Below are 23,777 nucleotides of genomic sequence, written 5' to 3'. Positions count from 1 at the left end.
CGGCACGCCTTTTACCTCTACAACCTGTGGGAAGACGGATCTATGGAAACGCGGCGCGAAGAACGTATCAACCGGCTAGTTCAGGCGTTAAAACGCGCTGACAAGATCCACCTGAAAGAAGCCGCCGTGCTGCTGGGGGTCTCGGAGATGACCATTCGCCGCGATCTGAGCGCCGAGCCGGCCGCAGTGGTGCTGCTGGGCGGTTACGTGGTGGCCGATCCGCGCAGCAACGGCGTAACCAACTACTTCGTTTCCGATCAAAAAGCCAAACAGGTGACGGAAAAGCGACGCATCGGCCTGCTGGCGGCGCCGCTGATCAATGAAAACGACACGGTGTTTTTCGACTGCGGCACCACCACCCCGGCGATCATCGACGCCATTGCTGACGAACTGACTTTCACCGCCGTGTGCCATTCGCTGAACACCTTCCTGGCGCTGCAGGACAAACCGAACTGCAAGGTGATCCTGTGCGGCGGCGAGTTCAAACCGAACAACTACATCTTTTCCAGCGTCGGCGGTCGCAACGAGTTCGATCACATCTGCCCGAACATCGCCTTTATCTCCGCCGCTGGCCTCAGCCTGCAGCACGGCGCCACCTGCTTCAACTTCGACGAACTGGAGATGAAACATCGCGCCATGGCGATGGCGCAGCAAAAGATCCTGGTGGCGGATCACAGCAAGTTCGGCAAAACCAAACCGGCCTGCATCGGCCCATTGACGCAGTTCGATCGGGTGATCACCGATCGCCAACCGGACGCCGACTTCATGGCGTTCTTCAACGATAACGCCATCGCTGCCCGCTATTAACACGCCTTCAGCGCCGCCAATGCCGGCGGCGCACCGCTGAAACACACCCTTTTCCCCGCCCGAAAATGAACAAATAATGCGCAACCGATTCGCGTTTTTCGCTTATCCGCACGCAACATCAGGTTAATAAAATGCAACAGGTCACCCGAGTGATTATTTTCTGGCAGGCTAAACCCGCCGTCGGTTGGGTGAATTAACGACTATTTATGGCTTTTATATGATAAATAACGCCAAAGGCCGGATTGTTTAATTAAACAGCGGTTTAAGCGATTGCAGCAAATATCGCCAATAGCTGTTAGTTATCTGTTATTTATATGATGAATGGTTACGCATTTTTATCCGCTAACCACGTAAGTAATTTCCCTTCGTTATTAGCGGTGATTTTCAAATAAAAACATTTAAAAACAAAAATATAGACAATATTTTACTTAAAAACACAATGTGATCTGCGTCACTAAAACTGCTTAATCCGGGTTTTTCGCTAGATCCAAAACCACGCATAAAATATATTGCTCGGCTTGCTGCTGAGCACAGCGCTTTATACGGCCAATTATTGTACAAACCGCATAATCGCAGAAATTTTTATGAGAGCGTTCTCAGCACAAAATCTTACACAAATGTGCAACAAATGCGCGAAAAATCGATTAAAAAGCGGATAACTGCACATATTGCGCATTTGAGAGCAGGATCACGGTTGTTTCTACTGTAAATCGTTATCTTGCCGCCAACAAAAATCGACAGGCAAAGACCTGTCGGCAGCGGTAACGACTTTTATCACCCCGTGACGGTGAAAAGTCTTTAGTGAATTACCCGGCGCTGTGCCTTGGTAATGAACGCAATAAACAACCAGGGGGACGCCAAAACATCCCCGCAAGCAACACCTGATTCTTACCGCAAGCGTTGCCTGAATAGGACGTTTGACGGTTTAACCTTAAGTTTTGCCTTTTAATTTTAAATTCGTGTTCACTTCGGAGATATTTATGGACACTACACAGACCGGCACAATTGCCTCTGCGGCCTCGGGCTCCAGCAGTACCTGGCGTAAAACGGATACCATGTGGATGTTGGGCCTGTACGGCACCGCCATCGGCGCAGGCGTTCTGTTCTTGCCAATCAACGCCGGCATCGGCGGTTTGATTCCTCTTATCATCATGGCCATCATCGCTTTCCCGATGACTTTCTTTGCCCACCGCGGCCTGTGCCGTTTCGTGCTGTCCGGCAAAAATCCTGGTGAAGACATCACCGCCGTGGTGGAAGAGCACTTCGGCATCACCGCCGGTAAACTGATTACCCTGCTGTACTTCTTCGCCATCTACCCTATTCTGCTGGTTTACAGCGTGGCGATCACCAACACCGTCGACAGCTTCATCACCCACCAGTTGGGCATGACCTCGCCGCCGCGCGCCATCCTGTCGCTGATTCTGATCGTCGGCCTGATGACCATCGTGCGCTTCGGCGAGCAAGCCATCGTGAAAACCATGAGCATCCTGGTCTTCCCGTTTGTCGCGGTGCTGATGCTGCTGGCCGTCTATCTTATCCCTAACTGGACCGGCGCCATCTTCGAAAACGTGTCGCTGTCCGGCAGCGGTACCGGCATGGGTCACGGCCTGATCATGACCCTGTGGCTGGCGATCCCGGTAATGGTGTTCTCCTTCAACCACTCGCCGATCATCTCCGCCTTCGCCGTCGCCAAACGCGAAGAGTACGGCGCAGACGCCGAGAAGAAATGCTCACGCATTCTGGCTTACGCGCACATCATGATGGTGCTGACCGTGATGTTCTTCGTGTTCAGCTGCGTGCTGAGCCTGACGCCGGAAAACCTGGCGGAAGCCAAGGCGCAGAACATCTCGATTCTGTCTTACCTGGCTAACCACTTTAACAACCCGATGATCGAGTACATCGCGCCGGTTATCGCCTTCGTCGCCATCACCAAATCGTTCCTGGGCCACTACCTGGGCGCCCGTGAAGGCTTCAACGGCCTGGTCGCCAAATCGATGAAGAGCCGCGGCAAAACTGTCAGCACCGCCAAGCTGAACCGCATGACCGCCATCTTCATGCTGGTGACCACCTGGATCGTCGCTACTTTGAACCCAAGCATCCTGGGCATGATCGAAACCCTGGGCGGCCCAATCATCGCCATGCTGCTGTTCCTGATGCCGATGTACGCCATCCGTAAAGTGCCTGCCATGCGCAAGTACAGCGGCCACATCAGCAACGTGTTCGTGGTTGTGATGGGTTTGATCGCCATCTCTGCAATCGTGTTCAGCCTGCTCGGCTAATCACGTCCGGCCGGCGCCGCTGCGCGCCGGCCCTCCCGCACTGCCCCCATTTCCCGTATTAACCGCCTGAAACCTGAAGAAGGAGGCGAGACCATGGTCAGCGTTTTCGATATTTTCAAAATTGGCATCGGCCCATCCAGCTCCCACACCGTCGGCCCGATGAAGGCCGGCAAACAGTTCGTCGACGATCTGATCGCCCACCAACAGCTGCAGGACACCACCCGCGTGGTGGTCGACGTGTACGGTTCGCTGTCGTTGACCGGCAAAGGTCACCACACCGACATCGCCATCATTATGGGCCTGGCCGGCAACCTGCCGCACGATGTGGACATCGACAGCATTCCGGGCTTTATCCGCGACGTCGAACAACGCGGCCGCCTGCCGTTGGCCAACGGCCACCACGAGGTGGATTTCCCGCTGCACGGCGGCATGAACTTCCACAGCGACAATCTGCCGCTGCATGAAAACGGCATGCGCATCCGCGCCTTTGCCGGTGAACGCCTGCTGCACAGCAAAACCTATTACTCGATCGGCGGCGGTTTCATCGTCGACGAAGAACACTTTGGCCAGTCTGCCGAAGGTGCAACGCCGGTGCCCTACCCGTTCAAATCGGCGCACGATCTGCAGCAACATTGTAAAGAGACCGGGCTGTCGTTGTCCGGCCTGGTGATGCAGAACGAGCTGGCGCTGCGCAGCAAGGCGGATATCGACGCGCACTTCGCCGACGTCTGGCAGGTGATGAGCGCCGGTATCGAGCGCGGCATCAATACCGAAGGTCTGCTGCCCGGCCCGATGAAAGTGCCGCGCCGCGCCGCCGCGCTGCGCCGCATTCTGGTGACCGGAGACAAGAACAATATCGACCCGATGAACGTGGTCGATTGGATCAACATGTTCGCGTTGGCGGTCAACGAAGAGAACGCCGCCGGCGGCCGCGTGGTCACCGCCCCGACCAACGGCGCGTGTGGCATCATCCCTGCGGTGCTGGCTTACTACGACAAGTTCATCCGCCCGGTGAACGCCAACTCCTACACCCGCTACTTCCTGGCGTCCGGCGTGATTGGCGCATTGTACAAAATGAACGCCTCGATCTCCGGCGCCGAAGTGGGCTGTCAGGGGGAAGTCGGCGTGGCCTGTTCGATGGCGGCGGCGGGATTGACCGAGCTGCTGGGCGGCAGCCCGGCGCAGGTATGCATCGCGGCGGAGATCGCCATGGAACACCATTTGGGGCTGACCTGCGATCCGCTCGCCGGCCAGGTTCAGGTGCCATGCATTGAACGCAACGCCATTTCCGCCGTCAAGGCGGTCAACGCCGCGCGCATGGCGATGCGCCGCACCAGCGAGCCTCGGGTTTGCCTGGATAAGGTGATCGAAACCATGTACGAGACCGGTAAAGACATGAACGCCAAATACCGTGAAACGTCACAGGGCGGTCTGGCGATCAAGGTCGTGGCCTGCAACTGATCGCGACAGCGAGGCTCTTAACAGCGCCGGCCGACCCGATTTGGCCGGCGCCGTCTCAATGCCGCCCCTTCCCTGCCGCAACGCCCGGCGCTGTGCCGGCTCGAGCCCCCACGGCGCCAGGGCGCGCGCTGTGCCGCAGCCAACCGTAAAGCTCGGCATTACGCCGGAACCCCATCTTGCGCATCACGCTCATCTTGTGGTTGCTGACGGTTTTCACGCTGATGTCCAGCAGCCGTGCGATTTGCGTTACCCCCATTTCCCGCGTCATACAGCGCATGATCTCCTGTTCGCGCAGCGTCAGGCCCCGGTGTTGGCATACGCAGTTCGTGCCACAGCTCAGCCTGCTCGGCCATTTGCGGTGCCGCTCCAGTTCGGCGCTCACCTGATACAGCGCCGATACCAGCGGCATATCGTGGTAGATGATACCGGCCTCCAGCGCGCATCGGTTGCCGACGGTGCGTTTATGCCGTCCTTCCGGCGTTCGCAACGAGAAATACAGCGTTTTTCGCCCCGCAGGCTGCGCCTCCGAGAAGTGACAAAAACAGCTTTGCACGCCGGGAGGAAAATAGCAGAACACCAGATCGGCTTCGTGAACCTGCTGCGCATCCAATAACAGCATGCGCTTGCCGTAAGTGCTGAAATGCAGCGCCAGCGCCTCTTGCCAACCGGCGCTGAAGTAACGATTCTCATCAAATAGCGCGATTTTTATCATCGTGTTCATCCCTGCCCTCCCGCCGTTTCGGCTCCCCGTTTAACCGCCTGGACGCCCTTTGCCGGCGCCTGACTGTTGTCGATACGCAATTCATAAACCATGGTGGCGTTGGGGGGCACTTTCGGCGGATAGCCGGTTTCGCCGTAGGCCAGCGCGGGCGGCACGACCATCGTCAGCGATCCGTGGTTGTGCAGATGACTTATCGCCTCCCGGAACAGCGGCGGATACTCGGAAAGCGGTTGCGACAGCACCTTGCCGCTCAGTTCCATATCCTGGATCACCGTACCGTCGGTCAACGTCTCTTTCACGACCACATCGACCACCGCCGTTGGCGCCAGCGCGCCCTCCCCGGCGTAATCCACCCGATACCAGAAGCCCATCGCCGATGGCTTTACGCCCTTTTGTTGACGGAACTGCGCCAGATAATCTTCATCACGCCGCTGCTGCTCGTTAACGCGTTTCTCGCGCGCGGCCACCGCGGCGGCGTCCGCCTGCGCCGTCAACGCAGTCAGTTCATTCGGCGGCAGCTGTAAACGCCCCGACACGCTATCGATGACGCCCGCCAACAGGCTGTCGCGATCCACCGGTACGCCCCAACCTTGGCGCTCCGTCATTACCCCCTGAATGTCCCGCCCCAGCGCACTGCCCGCCGCATAGGACAAGCGCTTCCTTTCATCCTTCAACTGCTCCGGCGTTATCTCCCATTGCAGCCGCTTACGCAGCGCCAACAGCGCTTCGCGCGTCTGCTGGGTCACCTTCTGCTCTCCGGCCCGCTTCTGCTCACTCGCTTCCAACGCGGCGCGCAAAGCGTGCAGCTCCTCCTGGTGCTCGCGTTGGCGTTGTGCAAGCGTCTGTGCCGATGCCTGTGCCGCAGACTCCAGCTCGGCAGCGCGCCGTTCGGCCTGCGCCGCCGCCGCTTGGGTTTGGGCGGTTTCCTGCGTCGCCTGACGCAGCAGCGCTTCGGCGCGCTGCGCATCGGGTGAGCCGCGCCAGGCGGCGCCCAACCCGGCGATCCACTGCCGAAGCAATGACGTGTCGGGCAGCGTCGCGGTGGATGGCGTCGCTTGCCTCTCCCGCAGCGCAGCGAGTTCCTGACGCAGCATCGTCAGTTCCATTCGCTGGCGCGCCAGCTGTTGATCGCGCACCAATGATTCCTGGCTCAGCGTAAAAGCTTTAGCCGGTGAGGCTGGCTTATTGTTATCCGACGGGCGCTTCGCGGGTTCACGCTTTTTTTGCCCCGATTCGCGTTCGGCCGGCGCCGCTTTTTCTTCGCTCGCCGGTTCGGTGTTCTGCCGTTGATACTGCTCGGCAAACTGCAGCAGCGCCGGCACGCCGTCGTCCGCCTGCGCGACGCCGGTGAATAGCAAAACGGCGCAGCCCAGCAGACGCAGCCTCATTTAACCTGCTCCCCGCGATCCGCCAAGCCACTCAACACCGCCTGATTCACCCCGGCGCACAGATAGCTGACCTTGTAGCGATACAGCGCATCCACCGTCTCCTGCGTGTCGCCGTTTACCCGGGCGCGCAGGCTGGCGTACTGCGAAGCGCCGCTCATCAGGCTGTCGAAGGCCTGCTTATAGCGCTGATACTGTTTCTCGTCGATCGCGCGCAATGCGCCCAGTTGCTGCTGGCACTGCTGCAGCTGCTCGGCCTCACGCTGCTTGCGCAAAGCCTCTTCCGACGGCGCTTGCACAGTCTGATTTTTGGCGTTCACGGCGGGCTTGCCCGACTTTTGGCTTTGACAGGCGGCGGCGCTCAGCGCCAATAGGCACAGCAAACCCAGGCGCAGGGCGCGATTGAGGGGCTTAATCATCATTGCGTTTTTTGTCCTTGTAGACGCTTATTCGTATTCCAACGTAAAAGTGGCCACCGCGCTGAAGGTGCCGCGGCCGATGGACTTCGTTTGGATGGCTTCCGGCTCCCCCTGCACATAGGCCTGCAGCGTAAGCGTGGTGTTGCCGGCATTCAGGCGGAATTTATCGCTGGCGTGATTGAGCGGCAGCGCCTTGCCGCTGCTGTCCTCCAGCCCGATGCCGATCCCCGAGGCCAGGCTGCCGGCATCCAGCGCCAACAGGCCGGGCAGCTTGATGTTCTCGGTGCCGGTAAACGTGATGGCTACCGTATTGCCCAGGCTGAGATCGCACTCGGTCAGGTGCAACGCGAAGGTTTGGCTATGGGTGCGGGTGTTCAGATACAGGTATTTGTCGACGATGGTGCCGAAATCCAGTTGGATATCCTCATCTCCCGGCTGAATGACGCACGGCTCAGCCACCAGCGTACCGTGAAAGCGCATGTTTTCCGCCGCGGCCGCCGGCTGAGCCATCATGCTGGCCGCCATGACCATGCTGGCCCCCAACAGCGCGCTCCGGCGCCGGTTCGTCTCTGTCGCGCGCATAACGCCACTCCCTTTGGTTATGCTTGCGCCGGTCCGGCGCAAGCGGCGTATTAATCGTAATAAAGGCGGAAATCGATCGCCGCGCGGTAGGCGCCGGCGCTCAGCGTCGCCGGGGTGCGTACCGGCGTCACCGTATACGTCAGGGTGTTCTGCCCTGGCGTCAGCAATACCGGTTTGTTACGTGCACCAAGGCGCACCGGCAGGCCACTGGCATCCGCCAGCTGCAACCCCAACCCGGTGACGCCGGCAACCCTGATCAACCCCGGCGCGTCGTCATCCGTCGGTGCGGCAAACGCCACGGATACCGCAGGCTGGCTGCCGCTCCAGGCCAACACCCCGGTCCAGGCGTCACGGCTGCTCGCCGGCGCGCGCAGACAGTCTTTCAGCGTCAACTCGAACGCCACCGGCGTGCCGCGATCGCCCGGGCGCTGGAAGTGCGCCGTTCCCGTCTCCCCCAGCCACACTTCCTGACGAGCGGTGGTCATTTCCAGACTGCAGGCGCTTTCCGTCAAGGCACCGTAAACGTGGAGCGTGCCGTTCGCGCCCTCCACGTCCCAGTTGTCCACCGCGCGGGCCGGCGGCATCAGCATCAGCATCGTGCCCGCCGTCAGCGGTACCATCAGCGCGGCCAACACCGTCAGGCCGATAGTGCGTCGCTGATGACGTTCATAGGCCTTTCCCAACAGCATGGGGATCTTTCGTTGCATGATTCGTTCACTCCGCTGTGTTCATGACTCGGTCTTCCCTGCTTGCGCGCGGCTCGTCATTTGGCGACCGGCACGACCTGGCAGGCACTGCCGGCGCAGCGGAAGTTCAACTGCGGCCGCCCGCCGTAATCGTTGATGTACGCCAGCGACGGACCGTTGCCGAGGCTCGCGGCAGGCACGTTCAGCGGGGCGCTGGCCTTCGGCGCCACCATCAACGGTTCAAAGCCGGCCGCCCCTTTGCCGCCCTTGCCGGCGCTCGCCTCAACGATCGTCACGTAATAAGGGGTCGGGTTATTCACCACATACTTGTCACCCTGCCGGGTCAGCGTCAGCTGCTCCTGCCACGGCGCCGCATTCTTCTTCGGGGCGAGCGCCGCCGGGCGATAAAACATTTTGATGCGGGTCTGCAACGCTATCTGCAGCGTGTTCGGCTTATTGCTGCGCGGCGGGATTTCCCGCAGGTTGAAGTAATACAGCGTCTCCCGGTCCTGCGGCAGCTGACGCGCCGCCGGCAACGATTGGATCTTCACCTGGCTCGGTTTGCCCGGCTCTACCCGTTGCACCGGAGGCAGCACGGTGAAGGGGCTTTGGATCTTGTTGCCGCGATCGTCTTCGATCCATCCCTGCGCCAAATACGGCAACTGTTTGTTCTGGTTACTGATGTTGAGACTGACCGTTTTCAGGTCGCCGTCGAAAATCACACGCGTGCGATCCAGCGCAATAGCCGCCTGAGTGGGCAGGCTGACCACGCCGGCCATCAACGCGGCGGCGAGCGGGCCCACAAGGAAAACGGTTTTTCTGGTCATAGTCAGATTCATCATGTCTTCACGGTTCCAGTCGGCCGGCGGCGGACAAGCCCGCCCCGGCGGTTTAGCGGCGGAGCGCACTCCGCCGGGTGTATGTCAGTTGGCGTCAGCCGCCGGCTTGTTGCCGGCGAGAGGACGGCAAGGCAGCAGCAACGTGTTCATCAGCATTTCGGCCGGCAGCGGCGCCGGCAGCTGGATTTCACACTGCGCCGCGCCGTTCCAGTGCACACTCATGCGCTCGCCGGGGTTGAGGCCGGACAGGTAAACGCTGCCGCCGTCATTGATGATGCCGGTCTCCTGTTTGCGGGCATTCAGCACCGTGGCGCCGAACGGCGGTTCGCTGCCATCCGCCAGTTTGACGATCGCCATCGCCTTCTCGCCGGCAATTACCTCGAACTTGCGGTAGCCGATGGCCCCCTCGGTCAACGTGGCCTGCACCACGGAGCGCGTCGCCTCGACGTTGTCGCTCAGGCTGTTGAGATCGATGCTGGCCTTGTTGCGGTAGTAGCTGTTTACATCCGCCACCACCGCCTTGCCGTAACGGTTGGTCAGCACCGTACTGCCGTAGCCGCGCACCGGTACGCCGGCAACGCCTTCGGTATCGAGCAGCAGGCGCGTGCCGCCCGGCGTATTGACGCGGTGCAGCACCGCCCCTTCCGCCGCCATCGTCAGGCCGCCCTGCGCGCCGATGCCGACGGCGCTGTAGCGACCGGCCTGATAGCTGGCGTTGGCGTTGATCTGCGCCATGTCGCCCTGATGGCTGTAATAACCGCTGGCCGTCGCCCCGCTGCGAGCGGCGCCCGCGCTGATCTGATAGTTGTTGTGTTCATCGACCCGGTTGTAGTAACCGACCCGGTGGGCGTTCTCTTCGCGATCGAGCGTCATGTTGTAACTGAGCGTGCCCGCGCTGCCCCAGGGCAGCGACAGCGACAGATACATCCCGTCGTCGTTGCGCTCGTTGTAGCGATTGCGATAGGCCGACAGCGACACGCTGACGTTCTTGAAATCACCGATGTCGAAGTAGCGCGATACCATCAGGTTGTAGCGATCGTTCGGCGCCCGATCCCAGTAGGTTTGGTGGCTGTAGTTGAGATAGGTACTGAGCCCCAGCTCGCGGAACTGCTTGTTGAAGGTGATGGTGTACATCTCCTTGCTCTTGCCGCTGCGGCCGCCCTCGTAACGCGCATCCAGGTAGTCTCCCATGCTCATGAAGTCTTCCTGGGAGAAGCGGTAACCGGCGAAGGTGACCTGGCTGTCGTATTCATCGAAGTTCTTCGAATAGCTCAGCCGGTACGAACCGCCGGTCAACGTGCCATCCTGCGGCAAACGCGCACGCGACTGCGTGGCGTCGAACGACAGCGCCCCCAGCGCCATCAGATCGCGCCCAATCCCCAGCGACAGCGCGTTGTAATCGCCGCCGGCGATGCCACCGCCGTACAGCGACCAGCCGTTGCTGATCCCCCAGGAGAACTCGCCGGTACCGAACATCGGCCCACGCAGATGGTGCCCCCACTCCGAGGGCTTGCCCGTCGCCAGCTTGTAGCGCACCGTACCCGGCCGCGTCAGATAAGGGATGTTGGCGGTGTTCATCTTGAACTCCTGCACGCTGCCGTCTTGCTCTTCGACGCGCACGTCCAGCTCGCCGGAAACCGCGTCGTTGATGTCCTGAATGCGGAACGGCCCCGCCGCCACCTGCGTTTCATACAGCACGCGCCCCTGCTGGCTGACCACTACCTTGGCGGTGGTCTTCGCCACGCCCGTCACTTCCGGCGCATCGCCGCGCAGGTTGGGCGGCAACATGCTGTCGTCGGATCGCAGACTGACGCCGGTAAAGCGCAAGCTGTCGAAAATGTCGGAGTTCAGGTAATCCTCACCCATCGTCAACCGCGAACGCAGCGCCGGGATCGCCCGGTAGGCGTAATAGCGGCTCCAGTCGAACTGTTTGTCGGTCGGCTCAGATGAGCCGGTCTGATGGTTAAGGTTGGCCTGCCAGTCGGCGCGCAGACGCCAGGCACCCAGGTTGGCGCCGCCGGTGCCGTTGCCGCTCAGGCTGTAACTGCTGCCGCCTTTCTGATGTTTTTGCGTTTGGGCGTTGACGTTATAGTCAAACAGCAGCCCGGGAATACCGTCATCCCAACGCGAAGGCGGATCCCAGTTTTCCGAGCTGTACTCCAGATAGGCCTGAGGAATATTGAGATACAGCGAGGAGCTGGCAAGATCGCCGCGCGCCTCCATGCCAGACAAGCTGGAGGCATCGAGACAGCGGCCGCCGTGCGTCCAGTTCAGCGAGCCCAGCAGCTTTTCTTTCAGCCCCAGTTGGTTGACCAGCTCCGGCGAAAGACAGGCTTCGCTGCCTTTAGGATCGGTCTCGGGCGCCACAAACGTCACCGGCTGTTCCGCCAGATCGTTCTTATTGACGTGCACCACCATGGTATAAACGCCCGGCATGATGTAGCCGCTGCGCGTGAATTGGCTCAGATCGATATTTTTACGATCGTTGATGTCCAATACGTCGGTATTGAATTGAATAACGTCGGCGGCATAAACCAACGCGATGGGATTTCCCAGAGAAAGGGCAACGCAAAGCCCCAAGGCCTGAAGACGAAATAACTTCCCTGCCGGTGAAAGCATAATAAAGTCCTTTCAATAACGAATTAACCGTCAGTACGAGAAAAAATCAAAAATAATCCAGCTTAAAACGCACTGTGGAAAAATACGCTCCCACCTTCAACGGCTGGTGATTCGGCATCAAGGTCATGGAATAATTCAGCACTCGGTTTCCCGGTATTACTCCCTCCATCGGCAAAGGTTTCCCTGGAATAACCACCGTGCCGCTGCTGTCTTTTATCTTTAATGCGATGCCGCGCGCATCGCCCTGTACGCCAAACAGAGCGCCTTCCGCATAACCATCAAACGTGACCTGAAAGAATTTCCAATCAGGCTTGTTTTCCGGCCGTTCCAAAATGCAATTGACCAATTCGATACTGAAAGGTTTGGTCATCCCCTGGCCGTCACGAATGATCTGCCCGAGAGGAATAGTGTCCATATCGATCGTCTGATCGCGGCTGCCGGCGGCAATGGCGCAGGCGGTGTCGATAATGGCGCCGTGCATGTTGACTTTGCCCCACCCCTGCGCGGCGGAAGTTGCATAGCCGGGCGCAAACGCCAACGACGCCAAAAGAACGGCACCCGCTCGATTCCTTGGTAAAAACATCGCGACATTCCTTTGACAGGGAGATTCACCAGGCATGCGGCGCACCCCATGCCTGGTTGATTAAGCCTTCAGACTCACTTACTGATAAGCCAGGGTGAAATCGGCTACGGCAGTGAAGTCGCCCGGAACGATGGCGGCGGAAGCGCCTTCGCCCTGCAGGTAGGCAGCGAAATGCAGGGTGTTGTTGCCGGTGTTCAGGGTTTGCGCGGTCGTTGCCTCACCCAGTTTGATCGGCTGACCACCGTAAGTGATAGCGACGCCGGCGCCGCTGGCGGTGCCCGCGATACCCAGCAGATCCTTGTCGGTAGACGACGCTACGCCGCTGAAGGTGGTTTTAACGGTTTTCAGCGTGGTGATGTCGCACTGCTCCAGTTTGATTTCAAACGGACGCGGGTTGGATTTGCCGCCGTTTTTCAACGCCACGTTGGAAACCTGGCCCAGATCTACGGTCTGATCGATCGACTCAGGCGCAATAGAGCATGGCGCATCAATAATAGAGCCCGTGAAGGTGACCTTACCGTGTCCCTGATCGGCTGCCTGTGCAAAAGAACTTGCGCCAAATGCAATCACTGCAGCCATCATGATTTTGTTAAGTTTCATAGAACCTATATTCCTTATAAGAAAAAATGCATATTCCAATCAAGAAAAAGAGCAACAGGAAACCCGCTCGCGCTTATATGTGCGCAGCCCTGATTCTTTAGCATCTTGCTGGTTGGTTAACTGCCAAAACCCAAGGAAACCGACAATAAACTCGTCGATAACGGCAAGTTCGCAGCAGCCCACTCATTAATGAGATCGCCATTCAAAAATAAACGAAATCACAACAAGCCGAGGCCAATACTTTCTAATCCGCCCTTCTTGTTCGGCGATGAATATTCTGGCAAATGCCTCTCAGCAAAAAAAGGCTTTTTTTGATCAAGGCGAACATTCGCAATTTATTTCCTAATTGAAGTTAATTTACTGTTATTTTTAGGCTCATAGATCGTAAAAGATACTTTTATAGAGCAATATCCTGTTTTTCTCTGATTCCCAAGTAATCAGATCGCAAAGTGGCGCTTTGTGAATATAATAAACCAAAATTTTAGGTTTCAGCGTGACGCCACCCCTGCCTAGGCATAGGTAAAAACGGGGCGGGCAACGCCTTTTTTTTCAATCCTGATAAATAGATAGGAATTTTCTTTGTTCGCGTTTTACCTCGTTGTTGGTAGGCAGCGAAAGTTTGTTTTTTCTTAGGAATACGGCAATCGGAATACAGAGGAAGTGCTATGGAAGCGTTATCTCCGAAACAAAAGGAAATACGGCAATTGCAGCATGATCTGCTGCAAACATTATTCGCACAGTCACCCCGCAAGTGCCCCGTCGCCGGGCTGCCGCCACAGCAGCAATGGCTGTCGACGCGGCAACTGGCCAATGCCGTCAACGTCGGTGTTTACCGGGCTCGGCGGCTGCTGCTGGATCTTGTCGCCCGGCAAAAAGTGATTGTGACGGACGGTTCCATCAACAACTCATTGAGGTGGTATCCCACCGCATTGTTGAGCGGGGATAACGACGACAGATCCAACAGAGATACACCCCATTCTTCTTTAACGGAATAAATATGGCGTAGCCGGCCTGATTGGCAATATTTCATTGCGGAGTAACGCCGCACACTATTTATATATATTGGGATATTATCGTGATAAAAACAGCCCTGCTATTTTTACGCTGCTGCCTGGCATTATCTTTCTTCCTGCTGCTTGGCAACGCCAATGCGTTTACCTGCCGCACGTCCGATGGCGGACTGATTCCCCCTGGGGGGTCGACCACGCCGGTTGACGTCCGGGTGCGCATCGGGCCACAGCTTGCTTATGGCAAAAACGAAATCGTCAACGTCAGCCAGGTCACCTGTAAAAACGACGTCGCGAGTTGGTATGACTATCTCAAAACCGACAGCCCGGCGCTGACGATGAACAGCGCCATTTTTGGCGCCATCGGCAGCGGCACCACCATCAACGGCAGCGATTACAACTCCCCGGTGCCATCAGGCATCAGCGTACTCAGCCTTACCAACCTGCAAACCCAGTCGGTCGCCATCCGGGTCTATATCGTGTTGAACCGTTTCCCAACGCCGGACATCAAGGTGAATAAGGGCGACGTCATCGGCCAAATCAACTTTATTCAGACCAACGATCAGCCTGGCTGCCCACAGTGCGGCGTTTATCGCTGGCGCCTGATCGCCGACAATGACGCTTACTTCGTCACCACCAGCTGCACCATCAACAACGGTCAGCAAATTAACGTCGACTTCGGCCAGATCCGCCAGGACTTTCTGACCCAGAGCGCCAGCGATGCCCAGATAAAACAGGACAAAGCACTCAGCTACCAATGCGACGATCAGAGCGCGACGCAGGATATTCTGATCCGCATGGTCAGCGACGCCAGCGGTTTCTCCAGCGATTTTATCAAGACCAGCAACCCCAACGTCGGCGTGGCCATGGTGTACAACGGCGCGGTGGTAAAGCCCAATAATGCCTTCAGAACGCGTATCGTCAACGGTCTGGGCAACGATACCGTGACCTTTGTGCCGGTGAAGAACAATGTTCCTTACACCAGCATCGCCACCGGCCCGCTGTCGGGTTCGGCCACGCTGATTTTCAGCGCACCTTGAGACGGGAGCCAGGATGAACATGACGAGGAAAAAGAGCTGCGCTCTGCTGTGGGCGCTAAGCCTGATGAGCGCCGCCGCTCAGGCCGCCGACCAGGGTACCAAGGTCAACATCACCGCCACCGTGGTGGCGCCCCCGCCTTGCGTGATCAACGACGGGCGCACCATCGATATCGACTTCGGCAAGGTCGGTATCAAGCGCATCGACGGCACTCGCTATATGCAACGCATCGATTACAGCATCAAATGCGAGTTTCTGGATAACAGCCGCCAGCTGAAAATGAAGATCATGGGCAGCGCGGCGGCCTTCGACGGCAGCGTGTTAACCAGCAGCGTCAATGGCTTGGGCATCAAGCTGTTGGCCAACGGCAAGGCCTTCGCCATCAATACACCGCTGAACATCGATTACACCAATCCACCGACGCTTGATGCGGTGCCGGTAAAAAACAGCGCCGTCTCCCTGGCGGAAGGTGATTTTACCAGCGGCGCCACCATGCTGGTGGACTACTTTTAAACACCCGCATCTCAGAAACTCGCGAAAAAAAAGCCGCAACGTCTCCGTTGCGGCTTGGTCAAGGATCGTGCGCCTGAGGCGCGCTCCTCACATCAGGGTATTTAGCCGAAGATCCCGCCGAACCACTGGCTCAGCTTCATCATCACCATATCCCAGATGCGGCTGAAGAAGTTGCCCTCTTTCACCTCTTGCATCACCACCAGCGGGTGCTGCTCGATGGTTTTTCCGTCCAGCTGGAAGTCGATGGTGCCGACCACCTGATTTTTCGCCAGCGGCGCTTCCAGCGTCGGTTGGGTCAGTTTGTAGCTGGCCTTCAGGTTTTTCATCTGTCCTTTCGGAATGGTGACCGAGGCGTCTTTCGCCACGCCGAGCGGCACTTCGCTGACGTCGCCGAACCATACCTTCTGGGTAACGAACGGTTTATCGGCCTTGATCGGCGTTGCGGTTTCATAGAAGCGGAAGCCCCAGGTCAGCAGCTTTTCGCTTTCGCTGAAGCGCACGCGATCGCTCGGCGCGCCCAGCACGACCGAGATCAGACGCATCGGGCCGTCGGTGGCCGACGCCACCAGGTTGTGACCGGCGCCGCTGGTGTAACCGGTCTTGATACCGTCGACGTTCAGGTTGCTGCTCCACAGCAGGCGGTTGCGGTTAATCTGGCGGATCTTGTTAAAGGTGAACTCTTTCTCTTTATGCAGCGCGTATTCGTCCGGCACGTCGCGGATCAGCGCCTGGCTCAGCAGCGCCATGTCGCGCGCGGTGCTGTACTGCCCTTCCGCATCCAGGCCATGCACCGTCAGGAAGTGGGTATTCTGCAGGCCCAGAGACTTGGCGTAGTTGTTCATCAGGCCGACGAACGAATCCTGGCTGCCTGCCACGTAGTCCGCCAACGCGATGCTGGCGTCGTTGCCCGACTGAATCACGATGCCCTTGTTCAGCTCCAGCACCGGCACCTGATCGCCCGGCTTGATGAACATCAGCGAAGAACCGCGCAGCGCCGGGTTACCGGGCGCCCAGGCGTCTTTGCCGACGGTGACCATGTCTTCCGGCTTGATCTTGCCGGCCTTGATCGCCTGCCCGATCACGTAGCTGGACATGATCTTGGTCAGGCTGGCGGGATCGAGGCGGGTGTCGGAGTTACCTTCGGTCAGCACCTTGCCACTGTTGTAATCCATCAGAATGAAGGCCTTGGCGTCTACCTGCGGCGGCGCCGGCGGCTCGGCCGCGTGCACGGCCGGTGCGGCCAGCAACAGGATGCCTACGCTGAAGGTCAGTTTTTTCAGGGAAGTGGATAAGTTTTTTTTCATCATGACGTCGCCAGAGTGTCCATTCAAACCATTGAAATAGCGTTAACTTTCAAACATGTTCACGTTTTAAGCCAACCAGCGAGAGTGGCCCGGTGCGCGCGTGCCGGCCGCAACCCCCTGCGGCGCCCGTAATGGGTAACGCAACGCACCGAAAATGCCCTTGCTGTGAGTTTATGTGATTTATCTTATTTTTGCAGGGTTTAGCGTGAATTTTCAGCATTTTTACATAACTGTACGCAGGCCCCCGCTTATCGCTCAAAAAAGCGCCATACCGTCTATTTCTCCGCCCACTCACGGCTACACGGCCAAGCATCTGCACCGCTAAACATCTGCGCATCCATACGTCTAAAAAAGATTAATATATTCCATAATGGCATATAGAACCGTTATTTGTTCTTTTTAAAGCGCTTATCCTCAGCGCTATCATCCACACAAAGACTTTTATACCGAATAATCCTGGAGATGAGTCATGGCGATCCCCCATTCCGTCATCGAGATGATTGGCAATACCCCGATGCTGGAACTGACCCAGTTCGATACCGGCCCGTGCCGGCTGTTCGTCAAGCTGGAGAATCAAAACCCCGGCGGTTCGATCAAAGACCGCGTGGCGCTGTCGATGATCGAACAGGCCGAGCGCGACGGCAAACTGCAGCCGGGCGGCACCATCATCGAAGCCACCGCTGGCAATACCGGCCTGGGATTGGCGCTGGTGGCAGCATTGAAAGGCTATAAGCTACTGCTGGTGGTGCCGGACAAGATGAGCCGCGAGAAGATCTTCCACCTGCGCGCGCTGGGCGTGGAAGTGCTGTTGACCCGCTCGGACGTCGGCAAGGGGCATCCGGCTTACTATCAGGATTACGCTAAACGCCTGGCGGAAGAGATCCCCGGCGCTTTTTATATCGACCAGTTCAATAATCCGGCCAACCCGGCGGCCCATACCACCACCACGGCGCCCGAACTGTGGCGACAGATGGATCATGACGTAGACGCCATCGTGGTCGGCGTCGGTTCCGGCGGCACGCTGGGCGGGCTGAGCCGCTATTTCGCCGAAGTATCGCCGCAGACGGAATTCGTGCTGGCCGACCCTGCCGGCTCTATTCTGGCGGACTATCTCGACAACGGCCAAGTCGGCGAAGCGGGCAGTTGGCTGGTGGAAGGCATCGGCGAAGACTTCGTCCCACCGCTCAGCGACTTTAACCAGGTGCGCAACGCTTACCGCATCGGCGACGCCGAAGCCTTCACCACCGCGCGCGACCTGCTGCGCAAGGAAGGCGTGCTGGCAGGATCGTCCACCGGCACCCTGCTGGCCGCCGCATTGCGTTACTGCCGCGCACAGACCGAACCCAAGCGAGTGGTGACCTTCGTCTGCGACAGCGGCAACAAATATCTGTCTAAAATGTATAACGATCACTGGATGCTGGAACAGGGCTTACTGAGCAAGCCGCAGCACGGCGATCTGCGCGATCTGATCGCCTACCGCCACGACGAGGGCGCCGCCGTTTCCGCCGCGCCGGACGACACGCTGGCGATCGTACACGCCCGCATGCGGCTGTACGACATCTCGCAGCTGCCGGTGCTGGAAGGCGATCGGGTGGTCGGTTTGATCGATGAGTGGGATCTGCTGAATGCCGTCCAGGCCGACGCCGCCCACTTCAGCCTGCCGGCCAGCAGCGCGATGACCAAGCGGGTCAATACGCTGCAAAAGGAAGCCGGCTATCAGGAACTGCAGGCCACCTTCAACCATGGCCACGTCGCGGTGGTGCTCGACGGCGAGCGCTTCCTCGGCCTGATTACCCGCACAGACGTGCTTAACGCCTGGCGCCAAAAATTACGTTAATAAGGACCCATTATGGCCAAGTTTGATACGTTGACCGTTCACGCCGGTTACACCCCGGATGCGACCGGCGCAGTGATGCCGGCGATTTACGCCACCTCTACCTACGCCCAACCGGCGCCGGGCGAGCATACCGGCTATGAGTATTCCCGCAGCGCCAACCCGACGCGCACCGCGCTGGAAAGCGCCATCGCCGAACTGGAAGGCGGCAGCCGCGGTTACGCCTTCGCCTCCGGTCTGGCGGCCTGCTCCACGGTGCTGGAGCTGCTCGACAAGGACAGCCACCTGATCGCGGTGGACGACCTGTACGGCGGCACCTATCGCCTGCTGGAAAAGGTGCGCAGCCGCACCGCCGGCCTGCGCGTCACCTACGTGTCACCGGCGGATCTCGCCGGGCTGGAACAGGCGATCGAACCGGATACCAAAATGATCTGGGTGGAAACCCCGACCAACCCATTGCTGAAACTGGCGGATCTGAGCGCCATCGCCGCGATCGCCAAAAAGCATCAACTTATCAGCGTGGCGGACAACACCTTCGCCTCGCCGTATCTGCAACGCCCGCTGGATCTGGGCTTTGACGTGGTGGTGCACTCCGCCACCAAATACCTCAACGGCCACTCCGACGTGGTGGCCGGCGTCGCGGCGGTGGGCGATAACCCGGCGCTGGCGGAACAGCTCGGCTTCCTGCAAAACGCGGTCGGCGGTATTCTCGATCCGTTCAGCAGCTTCCTGACGCTGCGCGGCATTCGTACCCTGGCGCTGCGCATGCAGCGCCACAGCGACAGCGCGCTGCGCATCGCTCAATGGCTAGAGAGCCAGCCGCAGGTGGAAAACGTCTACTATCCCGGCCTGCCGAGCCATCCGCAGCACGAGCTGGCGGCGCGCCAGATGACGCGCTTCGGCGGCATGATCTCGGTACGGTTGAAAGGCGACGACGCCTATGCGCGCCGGGTCATCAAGCGTTCGCGCCTGTTCACCCTGGCGGAAAGCCTGGGCGGCGTGGAAAGCCTGATCAGCCAGCCATTCAGCATGACGCACGCCTCCATTCCGCTGGAACAGCGCCTGCAAACCGGCATCACGCCACAGCTGGTACGCCTGTCGGTAGGGATTGAAGATGTGGAAGATCTGATCGCCGATCTGCAGCAAGCGCTGGCGGAATAACCGCTGCATCAGCGCACCTCTCAGCCCGGCCGCCACGCCGGGCTTTTTTATGCCTGATATTCAGAGGCCGATAACGTCCTGATAAAAGCGATGCGCTACATCGGGGTGGGAGCGGATGCGCCCTTTCAGGTAGTTGTAACCGACATCGCGCAGCAGCGGGTTGAGCGGATCGCTGGCCGGGCCGCGCGCCTGCGCCGCCAGCTGCGGCGGCAGTTGATACAGCGGCACCACCGCGTCCAGACGCGCGCCGAGGAAGAACGCGATCGATAATCTGTCACGCCCCGCCGGCGGCGTTTCCACCCGGTGCACCGTGGCGCGCAGATAACCGTTGGTCGCCAGTTCCAGCAGCTCGCCGATGTTCACCACGAAAGTGTCTTCACGCGGCTGTGCGTCTATCCATCGCCCCTCACTGACCTCCACCTGCAGCCCTTTTTGCGCATCCTGCAGCAAGAAGCTGAGAAAACCCGAGTCCTTGTGTGCGCCGACGCCCTGTGCGCTGCCGGTAGCGTCCCGCCCCGGGTAGCGAATCAGTTTGATGTGTTCGTTGGGCTTATCGCCGTACAAGCGATCGAAAGCCTGCTCCGGCAGCGACAGCGCCAGCGCGAAAGCGCGCAGCAGCCGCAACGACATGGCGGTCATCGCCTGCTGCCACTGCAGCAGCAGCGGTTTCAGCGCCGGTAGCGCCGCCGGCCACTGATTTGGCCCCTGCAGGCGCGCCCAACGCGGGGTGTCGTCAGCCAGCGTCAGCGCCGGACGTTCGGCGCCGATATCGAACTGCTCGCGCCAGTCCGGCTGGCCGCGCGTGAGCTCCGCCGCCGCCCGGTTATAACCGCGAAAATGCGGTGAGCGCACCATCTGCACCGCCAGCTTGTCGGCTTCCGGCAGGGCGAAAAATTGCCGCGCGGCGTGCTGCAACCGCGCATTCAACGCGCCGTCCACGCCGTGACCACGCAGATAGAAAAAACCGACGTCGCGCGCCGCCGCGCGCAAATCGTCAAGAAAGGCGCGCCGCTGGCGCGCATCGCCGTCAAGCTGCGAAAGATCCAGCAGCGGCAGCGTTTTCAGCGTCGTCAGGTGCGTCATCTTGCGGTTCCTCGTCTTCCCCGATCACGATCGGGCTGCCATACAGGCGAATAATCAACATGGTCACTCCCCCCAGCGGGTGGCTGCATTGGTCTTCTAGTTAGCACCGCGTTCGCCGGGGCGGCCAATATTGTTGCGTTCTAAGTTATGCAAACGTTCAACAAACTGTCGCAAAAGCGTCATCAATGTTTCTTATGCTCTGCGCAATTTCGCCGACGCCGCTGGCTGGCGACGTGCGCTATCCGCTATCCTGTAAACGACCTCATACCCTGCCTGCCGGAGAAATACTGATGGATTTAGCTTTATTCGACCTGGATGAAACCCTGATTGACGATGACAGCGCCAGCCTGTGGATCCGCTGGCTGGTCGGCCAGGGATTCGCGCCGGCGGAGCTTGAACTGCAGGAGCAGCAGCTGATGCAGCTCTATTATCAGGGCAAGCTGTCGATGGAGGACTATATGCAGGCTACGCTGGCGCCGTTGACCGGCCTGAGCGTGCAAACCGTGGCCGGCTGGGTGCAGCGTTACATCCGGCGCGACATCCTGCCGCGCGTCTACCCCGCCGCCCGTGAACGCCTGCAGTGGCACCGCGAGCGCGGCGACTGCATTCTGGTGATCTCCGCCACCGGCGAGCATCTGGTGGCGCCGATAGCCGAACAGCTCGGCGCCGACGATGCGCTGGCGATTGGCGTGGAAATCAGCGATGGCCGCTTTACCGGCAACACTTACGGCACCATGACCTATCAGCAGGGCAAGGTGATCCGCCTGCAGCACTGGCTGGCGCAGCATCCACATCTGAAATTCGAGCACAGCCACGGCTACAGCGACTCCCTCAACGACAAGGCGATGCTGCAATTCGTCGACAGCGCCACGGTGATCAACCCCGACAGCGAGTTGAACGCGCTGGCGGTGGAACGCGGCTGGGAAGTGTGCCGTTGGGAACGCTGAACGGCAGACAAAAAGTGCCCTGCGGTGTGACAAAAAGCGCGTTGTGGCGTAGGTATTAAGGGTCCTTAATCCGCTAACGGAGCTATCCAATGCTGACCATTTGGGGTCGTGAGAATTCGAACAACGTCAGGAAGGTGCTGTGGTGCGCCGCCGAACTGGAGCTGAGCTTCACCCACATCAACGCCGGCGGCGCGTTCGGCAAGGTAAACGAAGAGAGCTACCGCGCGCTGAACCCGAACGGCCTGGTGCCGCTGCTGCAGGACGATGACTTCGTACTGTGGGAATCCAACACCATCGTGCGCTACCTGGCGGCGAAATTCGGCGATGCGACGTTCTATCCGCAGGATCTGCAGGCGCGCGCCGCCGCCGAGAAATGGATGGACTGGACCACCGCAACCATCGTCCCGGCCTTCACCATCGTCTTTTGGGGCCTGGTGCGTACCGCGCCCGAGCTGCGCGACATGGCGAAAATCGATGCGGCGATCGCCACGCTGGAAAAACACTTCGACGTCATCGAACAGACGCTGGCGCGCCAGCCCTACCTCTCCGGCGAAGCGTTCGGCTTCGGCGATATTCCGCTCGGCAGCTTCGCCTACGCCTGGTTCGAAATGCCGATCGCCCGTCGCTCACGGCCGAACATGGAGCGCTGGTATCAGCAGCTGCGCGCTCGCCCAGCCTACCAGCGCGGCGTAATGAGCGCGCTCACCTAATCGATGCGGGGCGCTACGACGCCCCGACCTTCAGCAGCTTGCCATTCCGTTCGTCCGTCAGCAGATACAGGTAGCCATCCGGCCCGCTGCGCACCTCGCGGATGCGTTCGCCGCGATCGCCCAACAGCCGCTCTTCCGCCACCACCTGGTCGCCCTCCAGCGTCAGGCGAATCAGTTCCTTTTGCGCCAGCGCGCCGATGAACAGCGAGTGCCGCCAGGCGGGGAAGCGTTGGCCGTCATAAAACGCCATGCCGCTGAGGCCGGGCGAGACTCGCCAGTAGTGCAGCGGCTGTTCGGTGCCGGGCACCCGTTCCCCTTTGGCCTCCGGTATCGGTTGGCCGGAATAGTTGATGCCGTAGGTGGCCAGCGGCCAGCCGTAGTTTTTACCCGGCAGCGGGATATTGAGCTCATCGCCGCCGCGCGGGCCGTGCTCATGTTCCCAGATCGCGCCGCTCCACGGGTTCAACGCCAGCCCTTGCGGATTGCGGTGGCCGTAAGACCAAACCTCCGGCCGTTTGCCGGCCTGGCCGACCCAGGGGTTATCCGGCGGTACCGCGCCTTCGGCGGTCAGCCGCACCAGTTTGCCCTGCAGTTTGTCGGTCTCTTGCGCCGTCGGCCGCTGGTTGTTTTCACCCAGCGCGATGAACAGATAGCCCTGCCTGTCGAACGCCAGCTTGCCGCCAAAATGATTGCCGACCGACAGCTTGGGCTGCTGACGGAAGATCACCTTAAAGTTTTCCAGCCGCCGGCCATCGTCGCTTAGGCGGCCATAGCCGACCGCCGTACCGGCTTTGCCGCCCTCGCCCGGTTCGGCGAAGCTGAGATATACCCGGCGACTGGCGCTAAAGTCGGGGGCCGGCAACACCTCCAGCAGGCCGCCCTGCCCCTCGGCGTAGACCTGCGGCACGCCGGCGATCGGCGGCGACAGGCCCTTGCCCTGCTGCCACAGCCGCAGCCGGCCGGGCCGTTCGGTGATAAGCAGAGCTTGCTCCGCCGGCAAAAAGGCCAGCGACCACGGGTGTTCCAGGCCGTCCTGCAGTTGGCTGACCGTCGGCGCGGCGTGCAGCAGGCCGCTGCACAGCAGCAACCCGGCCAGCAGAGTCAATCGGGGCATGGCGTCCTCCTGAGGATAAAATGACCCGTTTAGTGTAGCTCACCCAGTCGGAATGGTCGTTTACATTACATTTCAACAGGTTGCC

General features: G+C 59.6%; 22 protein-coding genes. 10 read left to right on the top strand and 12 right to left on the bottom strand.

What is annotated here, in order from left to right; genetic code table 11:
- Nucleotides 1-42: 42 nt before the first annotated feature.
- The 3 genes from deoR (at nucleotide 43) to GKN89_RS09365 (ending at nucleotide 4,547) form a co-directional block, all read left to right on the top strand.
- Entirely contained in the window at nucleotides 43-807 is a 765-nt protein-coding gene (gene deoR / locus GKN89_RS09375) for a DNA-binding transcriptional repressor DeoR (RefSeq protein ID WP_019454597.1), read from the top strand.
- 980 nt (nucleotides 808-1,787) lie between these two features.
- A complete protein-coding gene (locus tag GKN89_RS09370; protein WP_004938697.1) occupies nucleotides 1,788-3,086 on the top strand; it encodes an HAAAP family serine/threonine permease in 1,299 nt (432 codons plus the stop codon).
- Nucleotides 3,087-3,179: 93 nt separating this feature from the next.
- On the top strand, nucleotides 3,180-4,547 hold the full coding sequence (locus GKN89_RS09365; RefSeq protein ID WP_004938700.1) for an L-serine ammonia-lyase: 1,368 nt from the start codon (nucleotides 3,180-3,182) through the stop codon (nucleotides 4,545-4,547).
- A gap of 55 nt (nucleotides 4,548-4,602) precedes the next feature.
- On the opposite strand, the gene GKN89_RS09360 is transcribed toward GKN89_RS09365, so the two are convergent.
- The 9 genes from GKN89_RS09360 to GKN89_RS09320 all read right to left on the bottom strand — a co-directional run bounded on the left by GKN89_RS09360 (nucleotide 4,603) and on the right by GKN89_RS09320 (nucleotide 12,981).
- Nucleotides 4,603-5,268 carry a helix-turn-helix transcriptional regulator gene (locus GKN89_RS09360; RefSeq protein ID WP_063919098.1) on the bottom strand — a complete coding sequence of 222 codons (666 nt, stop codon included), beginning with the start codon at nucleotides 5,266-5,268 and terminating at the stop codon, nucleotides 4,603-4,605.
- Nucleotides 5,265-6,656 carry an FKBP-type peptidyl-prolyl cis-trans isomerase N-terminal domain-containing protein gene (locus GKN89_RS09355; protein ID WP_154746851.1) on the bottom strand — a complete coding sequence of 464 codons (1,392 nt, stop codon included), beginning with the start codon at nucleotides 6,654-6,656 and terminating at the stop codon, nucleotides 5,265-5,267. The genes GKN89_RS09360 and GKN89_RS09355 overlap by 4 nt, the downstream gene beginning before the upstream one ends.
- Nucleotides 6,653-7,075: a hypothetical protein gene (locus GKN89_RS09350; RefSeq protein ID WP_019454600.1), complete on the bottom strand. Its 423-nt coding sequence runs from the start codon at nucleotides 7,073-7,075 to the stop codon at nucleotides 6,653-6,655. The genes GKN89_RS09355 and GKN89_RS09350 overlap by 4 nt, the downstream gene beginning before the upstream one ends.
- Nucleotides 7,076-7,099: 24 nt before the next feature.
- On the bottom strand, nucleotides 7,100-7,654 hold the full coding sequence (locus GKN89_RS09345; RefSeq protein WP_154746850.1) for a fimbrial protein: 555 nt from the start codon (nucleotides 7,652-7,654) through the stop codon (nucleotides 7,100-7,102).
- Between the two features lie 50 nt (nucleotides 7,655-7,704).
- The gene (locus GKN89_RS09340; RefSeq protein WP_019454602.1) at nucleotides 7,705-8,343 is read right to left on the bottom strand and encodes a fimbrial protein; all 639 of its coding nucleotides are present in this window, start codon (nucleotides 8,341-8,343) and stop codon (nucleotides 7,705-7,707) included.
- Between the two features lie 74 nt (nucleotides 8,344-8,417).
- Complete coding sequence (locus GKN89_RS09335) at nucleotides 8,418-9,182, bottom strand: fimbria/pilus periplasmic chaperone (protein ID WP_154746849.1); 765 nt, start codon at nucleotides 9,180-9,182, stop codon at nucleotides 8,418-8,420.
- An 81-nt stretch (nucleotides 9,183-9,263) separates the two neighbouring features.
- Complete coding sequence (locus GKN89_RS09330; RefSeq protein WP_154746848.1) at nucleotides 9,264-11,798, bottom strand: outer membrane usher protein; 2,535 nt, start codon at nucleotides 11,796-11,798, stop codon at nucleotides 9,264-9,266.
- Between the two features lie 46 nt (nucleotides 11,799-11,844).
- Nucleotides 11,845-12,381, bottom strand: a complete 537-nt coding sequence (locus GKN89_RS09325) for a fimbrial protein (RefSeq protein ID WP_019454605.1) — start codon at nucleotides 12,379-12,381, stop codon at nucleotides 11,845-11,847.
- Between the two features lie 78 nt (nucleotides 12,382-12,459).
- Nucleotides 12,460-12,981, bottom strand: coding sequence for a fimbrial protein (locus GKN89_RS09320; protein ID WP_019454606.1), 522 nt, complete (start codon nucleotides 12,979-12,981; stop codon nucleotides 12,460-12,462).
- Between the two features lie 665 nt (nucleotides 12,982-13,646).
- Here GKN89_RS09320 and GKN89_RS09315 point away from each other — a divergent pair.
- From GKN89_RS09315 to GKN89_RS09305, 3 genes are all read left to right on the top strand, one after another.
- Nucleotides 13,647-13,976 (top strand): hypothetical protein, encoded by a 330-nt coding sequence (locus GKN89_RS09315; protein ID WP_019454607.1) that lies wholly within the window; start codon nucleotides 13,647-13,649, stop codon nucleotides 13,974-13,976.
- 227 nt (nucleotides 13,977-14,203) lie between these two features.
- Nucleotides 14,204-15,028: a fimbrial protein gene (locus tag GKN89_RS09310; RefSeq protein ID WP_019454608.1), complete on the top strand. Its 825-nt coding sequence runs from the start codon at nucleotides 14,204-14,206 to the stop codon at nucleotides 15,026-15,028.
- 19 nt (nucleotides 15,029-15,047) lie between these two features.
- Nucleotides 15,048-15,539, top strand: a complete 492-nt coding sequence (locus tag GKN89_RS09305; protein ID WP_230328961.1) for a fimbrial protein — start codon at nucleotides 15,048-15,050, stop codon at nucleotides 15,537-15,539.
- Nucleotides 15,540-15,640: 101 nt separating this feature from the next.
- On the opposite strand, the gene GKN89_RS09300 is transcribed toward GKN89_RS09305, so the two are convergent.
- On the bottom strand, nucleotides 15,641-16,846 hold the full coding sequence (locus GKN89_RS09300) for a serine hydrolase (protein WP_074054639.1): 1,206 nt from the start codon (nucleotides 16,844-16,846) through the stop codon (nucleotides 15,641-15,643).
- Between the two features lie 466 nt (nucleotides 16,847-17,312).
- Here GKN89_RS09300 and GKN89_RS09295 point away from each other — a divergent pair, with 466 nt between their 5' ends.
- Entirely contained in the window at nucleotides 17,313-18,680 is a 1,368-nt protein-coding gene (locus tag GKN89_RS09295) for a cystathionine beta-synthase (RefSeq protein ID WP_154746846.1), read from the top strand.
- A 12-nt stretch (nucleotides 18,681-18,692) separates the two neighbouring features.
- The gene (locus GKN89_RS09290) at nucleotides 18,693-19,838 is read left to right on the top strand and encodes a PLP-dependent aspartate aminotransferase family protein (protein ID WP_019454612.1); all 1,146 of its coding nucleotides are present in this window, start codon (nucleotides 18,693-18,695) and stop codon (nucleotides 19,836-19,838) included.
- Between the two features lie 60 nt (nucleotides 19,839-19,898).
- Here the strand turns inward: GKN89_RS09290 and GKN89_RS09285 are convergent, their stop codons facing one another.
- Nucleotides 19,899-20,921, bottom strand: a complete 1,023-nt coding sequence (locus GKN89_RS09285) for an isopenicillin N synthase family oxygenase (RefSeq protein ID WP_154746845.1) — start codon at nucleotides 20,919-20,921, stop codon at nucleotides 19,899-19,901.
- A 290-nt stretch (nucleotides 20,922-21,211) separates the two neighbouring features.
- On the opposite strand from GKN89_RS09285, the gene GKN89_RS09280 reads away from it, so the two are divergent.
- Both GKN89_RS09280 and GKN89_RS09275 read left to right on the top strand, forming a co-directional pair.
- Nucleotides 21,212-21,868, top strand: coding sequence for an HAD family phosphatase (locus GKN89_RS09280; RefSeq protein ID WP_019454614.1), 657 nt, complete (start codon nucleotides 21,212-21,214; stop codon nucleotides 21,866-21,868).
- Nucleotides 21,869-21,957: 89 nt separating this feature from the next.
- Nucleotides 21,958-22,578 (top strand): glutathione S-transferase family protein, encoded by a 621-nt coding sequence (locus tag GKN89_RS09275; RefSeq protein WP_154746844.1) that lies wholly within the window; start codon nucleotides 21,958-21,960, stop codon nucleotides 22,576-22,578.
- A 13-nt stretch (nucleotides 22,579-22,591) separates the two neighbouring features.
- Here the strand turns inward: GKN89_RS09275 and GKN89_RS09270 are convergent, their stop codons facing one another.
- Complete coding sequence (locus GKN89_RS09270; protein ID WP_154746843.1) at nucleotides 22,592-23,692, bottom strand: PQQ-dependent sugar dehydrogenase; 1,101 nt, start codon at nucleotides 23,690-23,692, stop codon at nucleotides 22,592-22,594.
- Nucleotides 23,693-23,777: the final 85 nt, after the last annotated feature.

The sequence above is a fragment of the Serratia sp. YC16 genome, assembly GCF_009707615.1.
Lineage (GTDB): Bacteria > Pseudomonadota > Gammaproteobacteria > Enterobacterales > Enterobacteriaceae > Serratia > Serratia surfactantfaciens.
The sequence above is the reverse complement of the archived record's forward strand: the minus strand, read 5'-3'. Positions and strand labels throughout refer to the sequence as shown.